The organism is Halarcobacter mediterraneus, from assembly GCF_004116625.1.
Lineage (GTDB): Bacteria > Campylobacterota > Campylobacteria > Campylobacterales > Arcobacteraceae > Halarcobacter > Halarcobacter mediterraneus.
This window is the reverse complement of the sequence record NZ_NXIE01000001.1, coordinates 124,178-143,340: the sequence shown is the minus strand read 5'-3', so window position 1 is coordinate 143,340 and position 19,163 is coordinate 124,178. Positions and strand designations below refer to the sequence as shown.

Annotated in this window: 19 protein-coding genes; 12 read left to right on the top strand and 7 right to left on the bottom strand. The window is 26.7% G+C overall.

Annotation, left to right across the window (positions count from 1 at the left end; all coding sequences use genetic code 11):
• The first annotated feature begins 42 nt into the window (after window positions 1-42).
• On the top strand, window positions 43-1,029 hold the full coding sequence (locus tag CP965_RS00725) for a c-type cytochrome (protein ID WP_129060115.1): 987 nt from the start codon (window positions 43-45) through the stop codon (window positions 1,027-1,029).
• A gap of 33 nt (window positions 1,030-1,062) precedes the next feature.
• Here CP965_RS00725 and CP965_RS00720 read toward each other — a convergent pair whose 3' ends face one another.
• Together CP965_RS00720 and CP965_RS00715 are read right to left on the bottom strand one after the other, a co-directional pair.
• A complete protein-coding gene (locus CP965_RS00720; RefSeq protein ID WP_129060114.1) occupies window positions 1,063-1,617 on the bottom strand; it encodes a YqiA/YcfP family alpha/beta fold hydrolase in 555 nt (184 codons plus the stop codon).
• A 9-nt stretch (window positions 1,618-1,626) separates the two neighbouring features.
• Window positions 1,627-3,540, bottom strand: a complete 1,914-nt coding sequence (locus CP965_RS00715) for a methyl-accepting chemotaxis protein (protein ID WP_129060113.1) — start codon at window positions 3,538-3,540, stop codon at window positions 1,627-1,629.
• Window positions 3,541-3,781: 241 nt separating this feature from the next.
• On the opposite strand from CP965_RS00715, the gene CP965_RS00710 reads away from it, so the two are divergent.
• Window positions 3,782-4,834, top strand: coding sequence for a DUF4885 family protein (locus tag CP965_RS00710; protein WP_129060112.1), 1,053 nt, complete (start codon window positions 3,782-3,784; stop codon window positions 4,832-4,834).
• 43 nt (window positions 4,835-4,877) lie between these two features.
• Here CP965_RS00710 and CP965_RS00705 read toward each other — a convergent pair whose 3' ends face one another.
• The 3 genes from CP965_RS00705 to CP965_RS00695 form a co-directional block, all read right to left on the bottom strand.
• Window positions 4,878-5,729 carry a hypothetical protein gene (locus CP965_RS00705; RefSeq protein ID WP_129060111.1) on the bottom strand — a complete coding sequence of 284 codons (852 nt, stop codon included), beginning with the start codon at window positions 5,727-5,729 and terminating at the stop codon, window positions 4,878-4,880.
• Window positions 5,730-5,836: 107 nt separating this feature from the next.
• Complete coding sequence (locus tag CP965_RS00700; RefSeq protein ID WP_228712647.1) at window positions 5,837-6,484, bottom strand: tRNA-uridine aminocarboxypropyltransferase; 648 nt, start codon at window positions 6,482-6,484, stop codon at window positions 5,837-5,839.
• On the bottom strand, window positions 6,474-6,857 hold the full coding sequence (locus CP965_RS00695) for a MazG nucleotide pyrophosphohydrolase domain-containing protein (protein ID WP_129060109.1): 384 nt from the start codon (window positions 6,855-6,857) through the stop codon (window positions 6,474-6,476). Before CP965_RS00695 ends, CP965_RS00700 begins: the two co-directional genes overlap by 11 nt.
• Window positions 6,858-6,988: 131 nt before the next feature.
• Here CP965_RS00695 and radA point away from each other — a divergent pair, with 131 nt between their 5' ends.
• Complete coding sequence (gene radA, locus CP965_RS00690) at window positions 6,989-8,338, top strand: DNA repair protein RadA (RefSeq protein ID WP_129060108.1); 1,350 nt, start codon at window positions 6,989-6,991, stop codon at window positions 8,336-8,338.
• Between the two features lie 45 nt (window positions 8,339-8,383).
• Here radA and CP965_RS00685 read toward each other — a convergent pair whose 3' ends face one another.
• Window positions 8,384-8,788, bottom strand: a complete 405-nt coding sequence (locus CP965_RS00685) for a thioesterase family protein (protein WP_129060107.1) — start codon at window positions 8,786-8,788, stop codon at window positions 8,384-8,386.
• Window positions 8,789-8,903: 115 nt separating this feature from the next.
• Here CP965_RS00685 and ybeY point away from each other — a divergent pair, with 115 nt between their 5' ends.
• Window positions 8,904-9,323, top strand: a complete 420-nt coding sequence (ybeY, locus tag CP965_RS00680) for an rRNA maturation RNase YbeY (protein WP_129060106.1) — start codon at window positions 8,904-8,906, stop codon at window positions 9,321-9,323.
• Window positions 9,324-10,241, top strand: coding sequence for a calcium/sodium antiporter (locus CP965_RS00675; RefSeq protein ID WP_129060105.1), 918 nt, complete (start codon window positions 9,324-9,326; stop codon window positions 10,239-10,241).
• Between the two features lie 3 nt (window positions 10,242-10,244).
• On the opposite strand, the gene CP965_RS00670 is transcribed toward CP965_RS00675, so the two are convergent.
• Window positions 10,245-10,658 carry a Fur family transcriptional regulator gene (locus CP965_RS00670; RefSeq protein WP_129060104.1) on the bottom strand — a complete coding sequence of 138 codons (414 nt, stop codon included), beginning with the start codon at window positions 10,656-10,658 and terminating at the stop codon, window positions 10,245-10,247.
• A 198-nt stretch (window positions 10,659-10,856) separates the two neighbouring features.
• Between CP965_RS00670 and CP965_RS00665 the strand changes: the two genes are divergently transcribed.
• The 7 genes from CP965_RS00665 (at window position 10,857) to CP965_RS00635 (ending at window position 19,153) form a co-directional block, all read left to right on the top strand.
• Complete coding sequence (locus tag CP965_RS00665; protein WP_129060103.1) at window positions 10,857-11,294, top strand: Dps family protein; 438 nt, start codon at window positions 10,857-10,859, stop codon at window positions 11,292-11,294.
• Between the two features lie 101 nt (window positions 11,295-11,395).
• Window positions 11,396-12,049 (top strand): ferritin family protein, encoded by a 654-nt coding sequence (locus tag CP965_RS00660; RefSeq protein ID WP_129060102.1) that lies wholly within the window; start codon window positions 11,396-11,398, stop codon window positions 12,047-12,049.
• Between the two features lie 49 nt (window positions 12,050-12,098).
• The gene (locus tag CP965_RS00655; RefSeq protein WP_129060101.1) at window positions 12,099-13,640 is read left to right on the top strand and encodes an endonuclease/exonuclease/phosphatase family protein; all 1,542 of its coding nucleotides are present in this window, start codon (window positions 12,099-12,101) and stop codon (window positions 13,638-13,640) included.
• Window positions 13,630-14,937: a murein biosynthesis integral membrane protein MurJ gene (gene murJ / locus CP965_RS00650; RefSeq protein WP_129060100.1), complete on the top strand. Its 1,308-nt coding sequence runs from the start codon at window positions 13,630-13,632 to the stop codon at window positions 14,935-14,937. The genes CP965_RS00655 and murJ overlap by 11 nt, the downstream gene beginning before the upstream one ends.
• A 38-nt stretch (window positions 14,938-14,975) precedes the next feature.
• A complete protein-coding gene (locus CP965_RS00645) occupies window positions 14,976-16,685 on the top strand; it encodes an ABC transporter ATP-binding protein (protein WP_129060099.1) in 1,710 nt (569 codons plus the stop codon).
• Window positions 16,686-16,745: 60 nt separating this feature from the next.
• Window positions 16,746-17,804, top strand: coding sequence for a quinone-dependent dihydroorotate dehydrogenase (locus CP965_RS00640; RefSeq protein WP_129060098.1), 1,059 nt, complete (start codon window positions 16,746-16,748; stop codon window positions 17,802-17,804).
• 86 nt (window positions 17,805-17,890) lie between these two features.
• Complete coding sequence (locus CP965_RS00635; RefSeq protein WP_129060793.1) at window positions 17,891-19,153, top strand: M16 family metallopeptidase; 1,263 nt, start codon at window positions 17,891-17,893, stop codon at window positions 19,151-19,153.
• The last annotated feature ends 10 nt before the right edge of the window (window positions 19,154-19,163 follow it).

Genomic DNA, 19,163 nt, shown 5'->3' with positions numbered 1-19,163 from the left:
TTATATTTGTATAATACTTTTATAAAACATGAAGGAGAAAACATGAAAATCAACGGTAAAAAATTAGTATTACTTTCAGCTTTAATATCTTTTGCTGCAACAAGTACTTTTGCATTTGAGCCAAAAGAGTTAAAGAAAAGAGAATATAGAGGTTTTACAAAACCTAAAATGGAATATAAAATACCTAATATAGAGGATTTACCTGATAATGATTATGGTAAATTAGTAAAATATGGTAAAGAATTAATTGTACATACATATAAATATATTGGACCAGAAGTAGAAGATGTAAGTATGAGATTTGCAGGAAATAATAATGCATGTCAAAACTGTCACTTAGATGCTGGTACAAAAAAATATTCAGCTCCTTTTATAGGAACTTATGGAGAATTTCCTCAATATAGACCAAGAGAAGATGGTATAGGAACATTAACAGCAAGAATAAATGGTTGTATGCAAAGAAGTATGAATGGTTATCCACTACCTGCTGAAGGTAAAGAAATGAAAGCTATGAAAGCTTATATGCACTTTTTAAGTCAAGGTTATCCAGTTGGTGGAGCTGATATGGAAGGTAGAAGATTAGCTAAAATAGATAGAAAAATGATTAAGAAAAATAAAGCTGATTTAGAAAATGGTAAAAAAGTTTACACACAACACTGTGCTTCTTGTCATGGAGCTGATGGATTAGGAGTAAAAAATCCAGGAAAAGCAAATGGTTATATGTTCCCAGCATTATGGGGTACAGATGATACATATAATAAAGGTGCAGGTATGTATAGAATATTAAAATCAGCAGATTTTATTAAATCAAATATGCCACTTGGAGCAACTAAAGAAAACCCTATCTTAACAGATAAAGAAGCGTATGATGTGGCTGCTTATATGAATCAAGATAGTCACTATAGACCTGAAAAAATCAATAGAAGTTCTGACTTCCCTGATGATAGAGTAAAAGCACCAGATGTTTATAGACCAAATATGGAGAAAAAAGAACATCAATTTGGACCATTTGGTAATATAATCAAATAAATAACATAGTTTAAGAAAGAGAAAAACTCTTTCTTAACTAAATAAAAACTTATCTATTTTTCTAAAATAACTTTCTATATTTTCAAAAGAGTGATTACCACCCTCTTCTATTATAAGTTCTGACTCAGGTAACCTTTCAACAGCTTCATTATAATCTAAAATTTCATCTTCTGTTTGTAAAAGAGTCATAAAATTTTTTTGATTAGTTAAAGTATTAACTTCAATAGCTTTTAATTGATTAAGATGTTCTTTTGTTACTTCAAAAGAAGAAGAATCAAAATAATTAACTGCCATTCCTAATTTATCTAAAGTTTTATATGGATAAATAGCAGGATTTATTAAAATAGCTTTTAAATCATATTTATTAGCTAAATATATTGCATAATAGCCACCTAAAGAAGAACCTACTAAACCTATTTTTTCATCTTTTTCAATTAATATTTCTATTATTTGTTCAAGAGTATCTATAGCTAAACTTGGAACATAAGATAAAGAAGGAGCAAAAACTTCTTCTTCAAAATACTCTCTAAATAAACTAGCTTTTCCTCCATGTCCACTGCTTCCAAAACCATGTATGTATATAATCATCTTATACCTTTAAAACTTAGATTTTTTTACTTCCTTAACAACTGCATTAGCCATATCTGTAACACTTTTTACAACTTCATTTGTTTCAGATGCAATTTGAGCATTTTCTTGAGTAGCTTTATCCAATAAAGAAACAGCACTATTTATCTGTTCTATTCCTTGCATTTGTTCTTTTGAATTTGCTGTTACAGTTTCTACAATTGAAGTTGTATTTAAAATATTTTCATTTAAATGCTCATATCCTTCATACATAGAGTGTACTATATCTTTACCTTCATTAGCACTTAAAGTTGCTCCTTCAACTAAATCTTTTATCTCTTTTGCTGCTTCTGCACTTCTATTTGCTAAGTTTCTTACCTCTCCTGCAACAACTGCGAAACCTTTTCCTGCTTCACCAGCAGTTGCTGCTTCTACAGCTGCATTTAAAGATAAGATATTTGTTTGAAAAGCTATTTGATCAATTATTGAAATTGATTCTGTAATTGCTTCAACCTGTTTATTAATATTTTCCATAGAACTACTTGTTTTCTTAGATAGTTCTTTTCCTTTATTTACTTCATTTCTCAAAGAAACTGCATTTGAAGATAAATCATTTATATTATTTGAATTTGCTCTCATTGTTTGAGTTATTTCCTCAAGAGCTGCAGCACTTTCTTCTAAAGAAGCTGCTTGTTCATTGGCACTTATTGTTAATCTTTTCATATTTGAAGATAAATTATTTGAGCTTTTATTTAAAATATCTGAATTATCTAAATTTGTTTGTAACATATCAGATATCTCTTTTCCTAAACTATTTACACCTAAAGATAAATCATTTAATTCACCTTTTGAAGAGATTGTTATTTGTTTTGTAAAATCACGTTTTTCATATGATTTTAAAACTTCAATTGTGTGATTAATAGTATTATGTAAATTTGAAATCATTTTATTTAAGTTTTGAGTAAGTTCATTAATAATTACATTAGAAGTTTTAGCTTCAACTTGTTGTGTTAAAATTCCAGAACTAACACTACTTACTACCTTTGAAACATCTTCTATAACTTTATCATCTTGCTTAATAGTCTGTCTAATTTTAGTTATATTTTCATTAATCTGCTTAGTCATCTTACCAATTTCATCTTTAGTGGTTATTTCAATTAGTTGAACATCTTCTTTTTCTTTATTTAAAAAAGATAAAAAAGACAATAATCCTGATTCAAAAACTTCTAAAGGCTTAATTAAAGATATTTTTGAAATATAAGAAACAACAATTACTAATATTATAAAAAGAACTATTATCATAGAAATCAAAGTATAAACTAAAGAATTAACATCTTCATCTAATCTATTTTTTGTTTTTAAAATCTTTTCTTGAATATCATCAACATAAATTCCTGTTACAATAGTCCAGTTAAATTCTTTTATATATTTAGAAAAAGCCATTTTTTTCAAAATTTCTTTAGTATTTGGCTTTTGATAATAATACTCTACAAACTTATTATCATCTTTTGCAGTATCAATTAAAGCCTTTCTAAAAGAAAATCCTTTTATATCTTTTGCCATAATATTTGTCTTTGTACCATTTAATTGTGGCTTTGTACCATGAAAAGCAAAATGATAATTTTCTCCTATCTTCTCATAAGCAAAGAAATATCCACTTCCATTCAAAAATCTTGCTTTTTCAACTACATTAATAACTTTTTGTTTTGCCTCATCAATATTTTCTGACTCTTTTATTATTGAATCAATTATTGTATAAATTGTTAAAATCTGATTCTTAAGTAACTCTTTCTTTTCATTAACAATTGAACTTTCAAACTCTTCTAATGTATGACTACTGTTACTATATGTAAGATTTATAGTTAAAATAGTGATTAACAATGTCGCCAATAAGACAGGTAAAATAACTAAGGTAAGTACCTTTAACTTTATACTATTAAGCATTTTCTCTCCTTGATAAAAAATGTATAATAATAGTAATAGTTTTAAAGAAAGATAAATTTATACATAATATCTACATAAAATAGTAATAAAATAAATAATGTTTCAATTAGTTAATTATTGTCTTATTTTTTATAAAAAAACAAATCTTCATATAAATACTTAATAATGTAATTTTATATTTTAACCACATATAAAGCAATATTCAAATAAAGTAATACAAAGAATTATTAAAGGAGTTTTCATGACTATTAATTCAAACAATACTTTTACTTCAATAAATTTAACAAACAATAAAAAAGTTTCTAATGAAGAAAATAAAAATGATGTTAAAAATGAAGAAAAAAAACTCTCTAAAGAAGAAACTATTATTAAAGCTAGAAATGATTATAAAGGAGAAGTTGACACAAGAATAAAAATGTTAAATGAACATTATTCTAAAGTTGTTCAATTTACTAAACAATTTGAACATCCTACTAGTCATATGAGAGATAAATATTTTAACTCCCACTCTCCATACTATATAGAAGGTTTAACAGATAGAGAAAGAAGTGCTGCTTTTTTAAATGAATTTCATTATTTTAAATCAGGAGAACTTACTGGTGGGTATTTTATGGACCCTATTTTTAGAGAAAGAGGTTTTATGAATGGAGGTGTTGAAGTCGCTAGAAACAAAGCTTTTCAGCGTCAAGAAGTTAATAATCAATTCTCTGAACTTTTAGATTTAAACAAGCTTTCTTTACCTCAAGACTCTAAACTTAGATTTACTATTGACCCTAATGGTTATAAAGTCTCTATTTCTGGTCTTGAAGATAAAAATCTTATTAATTCTTTACAAAATGCTTTAAATGGAGACAATGCAAAACAACTCTTCTATCATATTCTTTACAGTGCTTCTAATGGCTCTTCTCAAGTCTCTGATGAAAAATACAATCGTTTTAGTGTCATTCGAGATACTATGGATATCACTGGTTATAATTTAAATGATTTAAACTTAGTTGATGGCAAGTTTCTTACTAATGAAGGCATTGATATTTTTGATATCTACAAAGAAAATATTAAAAACAGTGATCAAATCCCTGATCAGTTTAAAGGTCTTCATATTTCTTCTTATAAAAGAGATTTAGACAATCTTATTCTTAATGGTTTCCATTCTACACCTGATTTACTTTTATCTATTGATTATCAAAATGGCTCTTTTTATGATGTCTTCCAAGCTGAAAATTTTGGTGCTGGAAAAACTGATTGGATTGACGAACTTCATAACTCTAAAAATATTAATCCTATTTATGTTTAAAAATAAGTAAAAAAGAGAACCTTAATGGTTCTCTTTTTTTAAGCTATCTCTCAAAACCTAACGTTGTATCATATTCATACACAATAGTTGCTTTTACATCTCTCATATTAGAAGAGCTTGTACCTTTAAAGTTATACTTAAAATCCCACCTCTGCGCAACTTCTAATTCATCAGATTCAGAAATATTATAATTTGACCACTCTTCTATATACCAAATATTATTTGTAGATGGAGAAATTTTATGAACAATACCTCCTAAGTTTTTTGATAACCTACCTTCTGTCTTTATAGATTTTACAATAGCACCTTCAGGAATTTTTGAGCTATTACTTAAATCCATAGAAATTACTGAAGAATCAACTCCATTAGGGTTAAGTAGAATATCTGGATTTCCAGGATTAACAGCTGTTCCATTAAACTCAAAAGTTGCTAAGCCTCCACTCATCCTATTATTAATTGACACAGAAAAAAATATGCTACCTGTACTATTACCCCTTGTTACCTTTATATAAAACAATTGACCAGAAGATGTACCATCTATATCTGATACCAGCAAATACGGTGTAAAAGAAGAAGAACCATAAATTCCAACATTTATCCCTATATTATTTTGAAATTGGTCAAAAACTTCTAGAGTTCTTCCTTCATCCGAATCATCATGAAAAACTTTGACATAAACTCTATCTCCTCTATTTGCTCTAAATGAAAAATATGACTCAGTCTCATCTGCTTTTAACTCTCCAATTATAGAACTATGATACTGCCAATTCCCTATAGGGTAAGCTGTATTAAAACTATTATTACCAGTGATAGTATTAGCAAATACTAAACTTGTACTCAAAAAAAACATAGTTAAAATAACTTTTAACATATTTTTAGAACCATTTCTAAACATAAAAAACTCCTTTTAAATAAAATTATTTTATTGTATATTTATAAGTATTAATATTATATTAAAATATAATTTTATAATTCAAAAATATATAAATATAATTTAAAAGTTTATTTGATTTTATTTCTTATTTTTCTATTTTCTGCACATTCTAACTGATAGTTAACCATTTCATTAAAAGGTTTTAAAAAAGAATTTAATTCTTTATCTAGTAAGTTTTCAACTTTTTGCTCTGTTAATAAAGTTAAAACACAAAAAACAGATTCAATAGTAGAAAGACAATAAACATTTGGTTGGGTTTTGATTTTAAAATTTGATTCTTCTGTATATTTAAAACTTATTTTAGGAAGCTCTTGTAGATTTTTACTTAGTCTAATCATTTTTTTAGAACAAGCCCAAGTAGAATCAACGATAAATATTACATTTTCTTTATTGTTTAAAGGTAACTTTTGAGTATTTAACTCAATACTATTAGATGAAGGATAAAGAAGATAAGAGTTTATTTTAGGATTATTTATGATTTTATTAACTTCTTTATGCTTTGAAAAATCAATACCTATAAAAATTTCTGAATTTTTTAAAGATAAATTAGTTAAATGTCCTGTTCCATTCTTAGTTTTTCTATACTCCTTAGGATGCATTAAAATTACAAACTTTGTATTTGTATTAATTTTACTAACATACTTACACATACAACTACTTTTAGGTCTATAACAAGTAAAACAAATCTCTCTTGTAGACAAAACTTTATTCCTCACCTTTTTTTATACTTTCTTTCCACTCATCCAATAAAGCTTTTTGTTGTTTCTCTTTTATAGCTGCCCAAGTTTCACCATCTTTGATAGCATTTACTCTTTGGGTATATTTTCTTAAAGCTCTTGAAAAAACCCTTTGAATATCAATATCTTTTTCTTTTTTTATTGCAATTAATATATTTAAATAATCCCAAAGTATATCTGCTAATTCATCTTCTAAAAAACATTTTCTATCTTTTTTATATTCTTCAATTACTTCATCAACTTCATTTTTTAATTCTTCTAAATAAATACTTGAACCACCTTTCCAAGTACTATTTTCATCTATTTTTGATTTTTCCTCTGCTAAATCAAATAACTCATAAAATTTTTCCATTTTAATAAACTCTTTATATATATGATTCCTGATTTTATCAAAACTTCACAAAATATTGCATATAGCCATATTTTTTATTTTCTTAATTTATTTTCATTATAATTGCAAGACAAAGAAAATAGGATAAAAATATGGCAAAAAAGAAAACCTCACTTTTTGAGTGTCAAGCTTGTGGAGAACAAAGTACAAAATGGTTAGGGAAATGTCCCAACTGTGGTTCTTGGGATTCTTTTATGGAATTAAATCAAGAACAACAAGAAGTTTTAAAACAAACTGCCAAAGTTGTAAATACAAATTCAAAAGCTACACCAATAACTCAAATCAAACAAGATGATGTCACAAGATTCTCTTCATATAATGACGAATTTGATTTAGTTTTAGGTGGAGGAATTGTTCCGGGATCATTAACCTTAATAGGAGGAAGCCCTGGAGTTGGGAAGTCTACTCTTTTACTTAAAGTTGCAGGAAGCATTGCAAGTTCAGGTAAAAAGGTTTTATATGTTTCAGGAGAAGAAAGTGCAGGACAAATAAAACTTAGAGCAAATAGACTTGATGCAAACCATAATGACTTATATTTATTAAGTGAAATTCGCCTTGAAGAGATTCTTGATGAACTTTTAAGAGAAAACTATGAAGTATGTATAATTGACTCTATTCAAACAATTTACTCAAGTGCCTTAACATCAGCACCAGGAAGTGTGTCACAAGTTAGAGAAATCACTTTTGAACTTATGCGTAAAGCAAAAGAGTCTGATATTGCAATGTTTATAATTGGACATATCACAAAAGATGGTTCAATAGCAGGACCAAGAGTTTTAGAACATATGGTTGATACTGTTTTATATTTTGAAGGAGAGGCAAGTAGAGAACTTAGAATGCTTAGAGGTTTTAAAAATAGATTTGGTTCAACTTCAGAAATAGGAATTTTTGAGATGACAGCAGAAGGCTTATTATCAGCAAAAGATATTGCCTCAAAGTTTTTTGATAAAAGTAAAGCACAAAGTGGTTCAGCTTTAACTGTTGTTATGGAAGGAAGTCGTGCTTTAATTATAGAAGTTCAAGCCCTTGTTACAGAAAGTACTTACCCAAATCCAAAAAGAAGTGCCACAGGATTTGATGCAAATAGATTAAATATGCTTTTAGCTTTACTTGAAAAAAAGATTGATTTACCCTTAAACCATTATGATGTATTTGTAAATATAAGTGGAGGAATAAAAATCAAAGAAAGTTCAGCTGACTTAGCCATTATTGCTGCTATTATTTCTTCTTTTAGAGATAGACCCATTTCAAAAGAATCAGTTTTTATTGGAGAAGTTTCCCTAACAGGTGAAATAAAAGATGTATATTCAATAGACTTAAGACTCAAAGAAGCCCAAGCACAAGGGATAAAAAAAGCCGTTGTAGCCCAAAAACCTAATTTGAAGTTAGAACTTAAAACTTTTGCAGTTGATGAAGTTCCTAAAATGATAGAATTATTTTAGATTTATGTGTTCCTAAAATGATTGAGCTATTCTAAGCTCAATCATTTATTTTTCAACTCTTTTATTTGCCCCTGCCATAAGTCTATCTTTTGAGACAATTGCTCTTGTATGAGTAGCTTCTCCAACTTTTCCACCTGAATCAAAAGCTTCAACTTCAAATTTATAAAGTTTTCCTTCCATTCCTACAAAAGTTGCAGTTGCCTTAACAATATCTCCTTCTAATGTTGGAGCTAAATGTTTTAAGCCCACTTCAACACCAACAGAAAATTCCCCTTCCTTATAAAAAGGAATTAATATTTTTGCAGAGGCACACTCCATAAGTGCTGTAAGTCTTGCTGTTGCAAAAACTTCTGGAAAATCATCTTCAGGTGATATTTCTAAATTTTTTGCTAAATCAGAAGCTTTAACCTTAAACTCAATAGTTGCTTTTGTTCCTATTTCTAATTCCATAAACACTCCTAAAATAATTTTAAATTTTTATTGTAACATAAAATTCATAGTACCTATTTATACGCTTATTTATACTTTTTTAGATATAATCCGCCAAAATTTAAGGGATAAAATAATGATTGATTTAGATAATCAAACTAATGTAGAAATTGATATTTCGCCTTTGGAAGAAATTTTAGAAGAATTAACTCAAAAAGATATTGAATTAATTTTTACAAATAATGAAGAAATTCAAATACTAAACAAAGAGCACAGAAATATTGACAAGGCTACTGATGTTTTATCTTTTCCTTTAGAGTTTGATATGCCAAATATGCCTTTAGGCTCTATTGTTATTTCTATTGATTATGTAGAAGAAAAAGCAAAAGAGTATAATCATTCTTTTAATGATGAACTAAAACTTCTTTTTATTCATGGATTACTTCATCTTTTAGGTTTCGACCATGAAATAGACAATGAAGAACAAAGACAAAAAGAAGAAGAGCTAATTAAGAAATTTAATCTACCAAAAAGTCTAATAGTAAGGAACTCATAAATGGATATATTTATATTTATAATATCAATGGGAGCATTAATCTATGGTGCAGATTTTATTATTCAACAAAGCGAAAAAATTGCTTTACATTATAATATTTCTCACTTTGTTATAGGTGCAACATTAATTGCATTAGGTACAAGTTTACCTGAAATGGCTGTATCAATGTCTGCATCAATAAAAGGAAGTGGAGATATTGCTGTTGCAAATGTAATAGGAAGTACTATTTTTAATATTTCTCTTGTTTTAGGAGCTGTATTTTTAGTAGCAAAAAAAATAAGTCCAGATAGAGACCTTTTTGCAAAAGATTCTGCTTGGTCGTTATTTCCAATTTTAGTTTTTATTCTTATGGCAATAGATGGAAAACTTAATATCATAGATGGTATTTTATTTATTTTATTGATGGGAGCATATTTAATTTTTCTTATTGGTTCAAATCAAGTTGAAGAGATTGATGAAGAATTAGCAAAAGAAAAATTTGCTTGGCCAAAAACATTAACTTTATTGATTATTGGTTTTATCTTTGTTGTAGCAGGAGCAGACTTTGCAATTGATAGTGCAGGAAATATTGCAAGATCATTTGGTATTAGTGAATGGGTTATTGGTCTATTTTTAGTTGCATTTGGAACTTCATTACCTGAACTTACAATTTCTATTAAATCAGCTATGAATAATAATGCTGATTTAGCAATTGGAAATATTATTGGTTCTAATGTTGCAAATTTTACAATGGTACTAGGAATAAGTGCTATAGTAAATGATTTAAATGTAGATTTAAGTAAAAACTTCTTTGATATAGCAGCTGCATTTATAGTATCTTTAATGCTAGTGTTAATAACTGCTAATAAACTTTATAATAAAAGTGCTGGTATTGCTTTGATGGTTGTTTTAGGTTTAGTAATTCAAAATAGTCTATAAAGACTATTTTGATTTATTTTGACATGAAGTACAAATTCCAGAAAATACTATATCAACATTTTCAATCTGAAAAGATGATTTTTCTTTTATAGAATCATTTAATACAGATGTATCTATTTTAATATCTTCTATTTTTCCACATGATGAGCAAACTAAATGAGAATGTGCTTCTTTAGCTAATTCATAAACTGATTTTGTTTCAGGAATCTTAACCTCATTTAAAAATATTTTCTCTACCATTGCATTTACATTTTTATATATAGTTGCAAGAGAAATAGAAGGGAATTTTTCTAATAGCTTTTTATAAAGTTCATCAATATTCATATGACCATGTTTATATAATTCTTCAACAATAGCAACTCTTTGAGGAGTAACTTTTAAATTATACTCTTTTAATAATAGTGAACTATTAATCATTTCTATCCCCTTTCCTGCGTTGAAATCTTACTAAAAAAAGTTTTAGTTTTTAATTTTACACAGTTTCTTATTTTGAATAATAGTAAAAAAATGTAAAACAAGTATTATTAATCAAATTTACTAGAAGATAATAATTTTCCTTTAAGATTAATTCCACTACAATTTATCTAAGGAAAAAAATTATCCAAAGGAGAAATGATGAAAAAGTTAACGAAACAATTAAAAGTATTACAGGCAAGTTCTTTAGTAATGTTTACTAAAATTCATAACTATCACTGGAATATAAAAGGAATGCAGTTTTTCCCTATCCATGAAATGACTGAAAAAATATATGGAGAATTTAGTACGATTTATGATGATTGTGCAGAAAGGGTTTTACAACTTGGAGAAAAACCTCTAGTTTTATTAAGTGAATTAGAAGAAAACTCTATTATTAAAGAAGATAAAAAAACAGATTTTGATGCAAAATATGTATTAAAAAATATTTTATCAGATTTTGAAACTCTATTAAAAGAGTTTAAAAAATTATCAAAATTAGCTGAAGAAAATGGCGATAATACAACTGTTGCTTTTGCTGATGACAATACTGCACATCTAGAAAAAAATATTTGGATGATAAAAGCTTCTTTATCATAAACAAGTACCTCTTATTAAGTTTAGATGAATTATAATCATTAATGATAAAGGTTCATCTAAACCTTACTTTATCAATATAAAAACTTAACTTTGGAGAAAAAATGAGACAATATGAATCATACCGTTGTAATAAATGCGGTAATACAGTAGAAGTACAAAAAGTTGGTGGTGGAGAATTACACTGCTGTGGAGAAAAAATGGAAATGATTACAGAAAACTTAACTGCTGTAAATCTAATGAAAGCCTTTGCTGGGGAATCAATGGCACGAAACAAATATGAATATTTTGCAAAAATTGCTCAAAAAGAAGGGTATAGAGATATTGCTGCACATTTTCAAAGAGCTGCTGACAATGAAAAAATGCATGCAAAACTAGAATTAAAAGCCTGTAACAAGCTCCTTACTGGTGAAGAGTTTGGAGCAACAACAGAAAATCTAAAAATTGCAATAGCAGGAGAAAGTTATGAAAATGTAACTATGTATCCAGACTTTGCAAAAATAGCAAAAGAAGAAGGTTACTCTCAAATATCTACAATGCTAAAACTAATTGGAAATATTGAAATAGAACATGAAAATATGTATAAAGAATTATTAGCAAGACTTGAAGCAGGTGAAGAGTTTGTAAGTGAAGATGAGGAAGAAGAATGGATTTGTGAAGTATGTGGACATGTTCACAGAGGTAAAAAAGCTCTAAAAGTTTGCCCTGTATGTAAACATCCTCAAGAATATCAATCAAGATTAAATAGTAAAAAATAGTTATTAAAATATTATTGGATAAAATGTCTTCTTTAATTAGGAGACATTTTTGAAGAAAATACTTTTTTTACTACTTATTCCCTTATTCTTATTTGCAAAACAATTTACTGTTGCATCTTATAATATTGAAAATCTTTTTGATTTAAATGCAAATAAAACAGACTATAAAGAGTATCTACCAAATACAAAATCAAATTGGAATAAAAAAACCTTTGAAATAAAAATGAAAAATAGTATAAAAGTTTTAAAAGACTTAGATACTGATATTATTGCCTTACAAGAAATAGAAAATAAACAAGTACTAAAACTACTACAAAAAAGAATCCCTGAGTATAAATATATTTCTTTTAAAAAATATTCAAATTCAAGTGTAGGTCTTGGATTTTTAAGCAAAATAAAGATTATTGATGAAAAAGCTTTAAATATAAAATTTTCAGACAAAACTTTTCGACCTATTTTAGAAACAACTTTTCTTTTTGATAATATAGAATTCAAAATATTCAATAATCACTGGCCTTCAAAAAGAGTAGCTGAAAGTTATAGAGTTAAATATGCAAAATACTTATTCGATAGAGTCTCTACTTTACCAAAAGATTATGATTATATTTTATTGGGAGATTTTAATTCAAACTATAATGAATATGAAACTATATATTCAGAAAAAAGATTAAATAATACTTCAGGAATAACAGGAATAAATCATGTATTAAATACTTTTGAAAATAAAAATTTTATCTCGAAGTTTGATATATTAAAAAATAAAAAAGTATTACATTTCAATCCTTGGATTGAACTAAATATTACAGAAAGATTTTCAAGTAAATTTAGAGGACGAAATGTTACACCAGATAATATCTTACTACCCTATTCTATGTTTGATAATAAAAAAATATCTTATATTCAAAATAGTTTTAAAGTCTTTAAACCACATTACTTATATAAAAATAAAAAAGTACTAAGATGGCAAATGAAAAATAAAGTACATTTAGGAAAAGGTTTCTCAGATCACTTACCTATTATTGCAACTTTCTCAACACAGAAACAAGAAAAAATAAAACAACAAAATATTAGTAATATTGCTGATTTATATAAAATAGAAAAATTAAATAAAAATGTTATTTTAGAAGATTGTCTTGTTTTATATAAAAATGATAATATTGCTATTATTAAACAAATAAATAATAGAGCAATATTTATTTATGGAAATGTTCAAAACTTGCAAGAAGGTTTCTCTTATGATTTAAATATTAAAGAAATCAAGACTTACAAAGGTTTAAAAGAAATTACAAGTTTTGAAATTGAAAGAAAAAAAGAAAAAAGAAAAAACTATAAAGACTTTTATCTAACTGTATCAAAAAACGATTTACTTGATATAAATAAACAAAATGAAATAATCACAAATATAAAAGCAACTTATAAAAAAGGGTATTTATACTTTGATTCAAAAAAAATATCAATCTATTTTAAAAATAAAAATCAAATTCCCAAAGATGGCTCAACAATTATCATAAAAAGAGGTCACTTAGGATATTATATCAATAAAACTCAAATAGTTATTTACAATAAAAGTGATATAGAATATGTTAATTAAATCAATATTTACAAATAGTAGTGGAATCTTAGTTTCAAGAATTTTAGGTTTCATTAGAGACTTACTTACTGCTTCTATTTTAGGTGCAAATATTTACTCTGATATCTTTTTTGTTGCTTTTAAACTACCAAACTTATTTAGAAGAATCTTTGCTGAAGGAGCTTTTACACAAGCTTTTATTCCCTCTTATGCAAAATCAAAATATAAAATAAGATTTTCTTCTATTATATTTTTACAGCTCTTTGCTTTTTTAATTGTTTTATCCCTTATTGTAACTTTATTTTCATCACTTATTACAAAGGCAATTGCTTTAGGATTTGATGAACAAACGATACAATTAGCTTCACCTTTGGTTGCAATAAACTTTTACTATCTTCCTTTGATTTTTATTGTAACTTTTATGGCTGCATTATTACAATATAAAAATCACTTTGCAACAACAGCATATTCAACTGCACTATTAAACCTTTCACTTATTGCTGCACTTTTAATCTCAAAAGATTTAGGAAAATATGAAATTACATTTTATTTATCTTATGGAGTTTTAATTGGTGGAATTTTACAAGTTTTTGTTCATTTACTTGCTATGAAAAAATATAACTTATGTAAAATATTTACATTTAAAAAATATAAAAAAAAGGAAGAAAATCGATTTTATAAAAGTTTCTTTGGCGCTACTTTAGGAAGTTCAACTGCACATATTTCAGCATTTCTAGATACTTGGCTTGCTTCATTCTTAGTTAGTGGTTCAATCTCATATCTATATTATGCAAATAGAGTTTTTCAACTTCCTTTAGCACTTTTTGCCATTGCTACATCCGTTGCTTTATTTCCTATGATTGCAAAAGCAATAAAAAATAAAGATGAGAATAAAGCTTTAAAGCTTATGAAAAAATCTTCTCTTATCTTAGTTATTTTACTATCTTTTGCAACTTTAATTGGTATTGTTTTTGATAACTTTATAGTTTGGCTACTCTTTGAAAGAGGCGCCTTTACAAGTGAAGATACAACAAATACTGCTCTTATTTTAACAATGTATCTAATTGGTTTGCTTCCTTTTGGTTTAGCTAAAATTTTTTCACTTTGGTTATATGCCCATGAAAAACAATTTTTAGCTGCAAAAATTTCAATGAAAGCTTTAGGGTTTAATATAGTTTTTTCTTTATTACTTATCCAACCTTATGGAGCAGCAGGACTTGCTTTTGCAAGTACTTTAAGTGGATTTATACTTTTAATATTGACTTTAAAAGAGTTTGGTTTTAAAAACCTAAAGAACTTGTATTTTAGTGAATTTTAGATATAATCATTACTTTTTAAAATAAATATAGGAAAAAAATGAAAGAATTTTTTAAATATTATGTACCTTATTATAAAAACTATAAATTAAAAATATTTTTCGCACTAATTGGTATTATCTTAGTTTCAGGAGGAAGTGCAGGATTAGCATATATTGTTAAACCTTTACTGGATGAAGTATTTATAGCAAAAGACCAAGAAATGCTATATTTAGTGCCTATTTTTCTAATTTTAGCCCAAACTGCACAAGGTTTTGGTAAATATATCCAAGTTTATTATACTTCTTATATTGGTCAAGATATTATTAGAATTGTAAGGGATAAACTTTTAGCTCATATCTTGACTTTAGATATTGAATTTTTTCAAAAAAAACATGGTGGAGAATTAATCTCAAGAATTACAAATGATATAAATAGAATACAAACAGCAGTATCAAATCTAATTGCAGATTTTATCAGAGAGTCTCTTACAGTATTTGCTTTAATCTTTGTAGTTATTTACCAAAGTGCTGAATTAGCCTTTTATGGACTTGTTGTATTACCTTTAGCAATATATCCCTTAGCAATTTTAGCAAAAAAAATGAAAAAATTATCTTTTCGTTCACAAGAAAGTGCTTCAGATATAACTTCCCATTTAAGTGAAGTCTTTAACAATGTAGAAATTATAAAAGCAAATTCAACAGAAAAAACAGAACTATCAAAATTTGAAACACACAATAAAAACTTTTTTAGAATCAATATAAAAGCAGTTAAAACATCGGAACTAACTTCTCCTATTATGGAGTTTTTAGGAGCAATTGCAGCTGCAATTGTAATCTTGTATGGTGGAACACAAGTTATTTCAGGAGAGCTAACTGCTGGTGCTTTTATGTCTTTTATTGCTGCACTTTTTATGTTATATACACCTTTAAAAAGAATTTCATCAGTGTATAATAAACTTCAAGATGCAATTGCAGCCCATGAAAGAATTTTAACTGTTTATGATATTAATCCAACAATTCTTTCTGGTAAAGAAAAAATGCCTACAGATATTGAAAAAATAAAATTTGAAAATGTAGAATTAAAATATGAAAATTTTACAGCACTAAAAAATATTAATTTAGAAGCTTCAAAAGGCGAAAAATTTGCTTTAGTAGGTGATAGTGGTGGTGGAAAATCATCTTTAATAAATCTTCTTATTAGATTTTATGATATTAGTTCAGGAAAAATTCTTTTTGATAAAAAAGAGATAAAAAATATAAATATACAAGATTTAAGAAAACAAATATCAATAGTAACCCAAAGAGTTTATATCTTTAATGACTCTATTGCTTCAAACGTTTCTTATGGGCATAAATTAGATGAAGAAAAAGTAATTAAAGCATTAAAACAAGCTCATGCATATGACTTTGTAAAACAATTACCAGAAGGGATAAACACCCAATTAGATGAGTTTGGAACAAATTTAAGTGGAGGGCAAAGACAAAGAATCGCGATTGCAAGAGCTTTATATAAAAATCCTCAAATTCTTATTTTAGATGAAGCTACATCAGCACTTGATAATGAAAGTGAATCAATCATTTCAGAAGTAATAGATGAAGTATCAAAAAATAGATTTGTATTTGTAATTGCTCATAGATTAAGTACTATAAAAAATGCAGATAAAATTGCAGTATTTAAAAAAGGTGAAATTGTTTGTATAGATAAAGAAGAAAATCTTTTAAACAATTGTAAAGAGTATCAAAGACTTTATAACCTTGCAAATATCTAACATCAACTTTTTTTCAATACTTTTTAGATAAAATATTGAAATTTTATAAAAAGGAAATATTTGTTTACCTATAACACACTTAAAAAAGTCCTATTTATGTTTCAACCTGAAACAGCTCACCATTTAGGAGAGTATGCTTTAAGAATCTTACCAAACTGTAGATTGCTTAATAATTATATGGTAAAGAAAAACTTTATTTTAAATCCAAAACTTAGTCAAGAAATCTTTGGAATAGAATTTAAAAACCCTGTTGGATTAGCTGCAGGTTTTGATAAAAATGCAACAATGATAAAATCAATGCCTGCATTGGGATTTGGATTTACTGAGATTGGAACAATGACTCCAAGAGCTCAAGAAGGAAACCCTAAGCCTAGAATGTTTAGATATCCAGAGCAAAAATCAGTTCAGAATGCAATGGGATTTAATAATGAAGGTTCAGCAAAAGTACTAGAAAATCTAAAAAAAGTTTATCCTTTTACTATTCCGATTGGAGCAAATATTGGTAAAAATAAAACAACACCGGAAGAATATGCACTTTTGGACTATAAGGCTTTAATTAGAAAATTTAAAGATACAAGTGATTATTTAGTAATAAATATTTCTAGTCCAAATACACCAAATCTTAGAGATTTACAAAATGAAAAATTTATCAATGAGCTATTTTCAATGGCAAAAGAACTTACTGATAAACCAATTTTTCTTAAGATTGCTCCAGATATGGAAGTAGATGTTGCGATTGAGCTTTGTAAAACGGCAGTAAATGCAGGAGCTGCTGGAATAATTGCGACAAATACAACAATTGATTATTCTCTTGTTCCAAATGCACAAGATTTTGGAGGATTAAGTGGAGCTTGTTTAACTGAAAAATCTTATGAACTATTTAAAGAAATTGCAAAAGAATTATATGGTAAAACAACACTTATTTCTGTTGGAGGAATCTCAACAGGAGAAGAAGCATATAGAAGGTTAAAAGCTGGTGCTTCATTAGTTCAATCTTATTCAGGACTTGTTTTTGAAGGTCCATCAATGATTAGGAAAATTAATGAAGAAATTTTAGAACTTATGCAGAAAGATGGATATAATCATATTTCTGAAGTAATAGGTTCAGATTTAAAATAATTAAGGTTTGAAAAATGACAAAAACTAGAATTATAAAAATATTTATTTTTCATTTTTCACTATTTACAATTTTTATGGGAGATTTAATGGCTAATAGTTTATTAAAATATCATACAAAAACATTAGAAAATGGTTTACAAATAGTAGCTATTCCTATGGATAATGGTTCTAATGTTGTCTCGACAAATATTTTTTATAATGTAGGAAGTAGAAATGAAATTATGGGTAAAAGTGGTATTGCCCATATGCTAGAACATTTAAACTTTAAATCTACAAAAAGTTTAAAAGCAGGAGAATTTGATGAAATAGTTAAAGGATTTGGAGGAGTTAATAATGCTTCAACATCTTTTGACTACACAAAATATTTTATTAAGTCAAGTTCTAAAAATATGGAAAAGTCTTTAGAACTTTTTGCAGAATTAATGGAAAACTTAACTTTAAAAGATGAAGAATTCCAACCAGAAAGAGATGTAGTTGCAGAAGAAAGAAGATGGAGAACAGATAATAACCCAATGGGATATTTACAATATAGATTATTTAATAATGCTTATATTTATCATCCATACCACTGGACTCCAATTGGATTTACACAAGACATCAAAAACTGGACAATAGAGGATATAAGAGATTTTCACTCTACATATTATCAACCAAAAAATGCAGTTATTGTAGTTGCTGGAGATATATCAAAAGAAGAAGTTTTTAAAGCAAGTGAAAAATATTTTGCAAAAATAGCAAATAAAAAAGAGATACCTCAAACAATACATACAATTGAACCAGAACAAGATGGTGAAAAGAATATTACTATTTATAAAGATAGTGAAGTTGAGATGTTAGCTGTTGCATACCATATTCCAAATTATGAACATAAAGATCAAGTGGCATTAAGTGCATTAAGTGAATTATTAAGCTCAGGAAAAAGTTCATATCTACAAAAAATATTAGTAGATGAAAAAAGAATGGTTAACTCTGTTTATGCATATAATTTAGAACTTACAGATCCAGGGCTTTTCTTATTTGTTGCAGTTTGTAATGAGGGAATTAAAGCAAAAGATGTGAAAAGTGAATTTGATAAAATCATAAAAAATATAAAAAATGGTAAGATTACAAAAAAAGAAGTTGAAAAAATAAAAATCAATACAAAAGCTGATTTTATTTTTTCACTTGAAAATTCAAGTTCTGTAGCATCTTTATATGGAAATTATTTTGTAAGAGGAAATATTAAACCTCTTTTTGAATATGAAAAAAATATCGAAAAACTAAAAAAAGAAGATATTGGAAAAGTTGCAAAGAAATATTTAAATAAAAAAAATTCTACAACAGTAATATTAAAAAAAGAAAAAAATTAAAGAAGGGAAA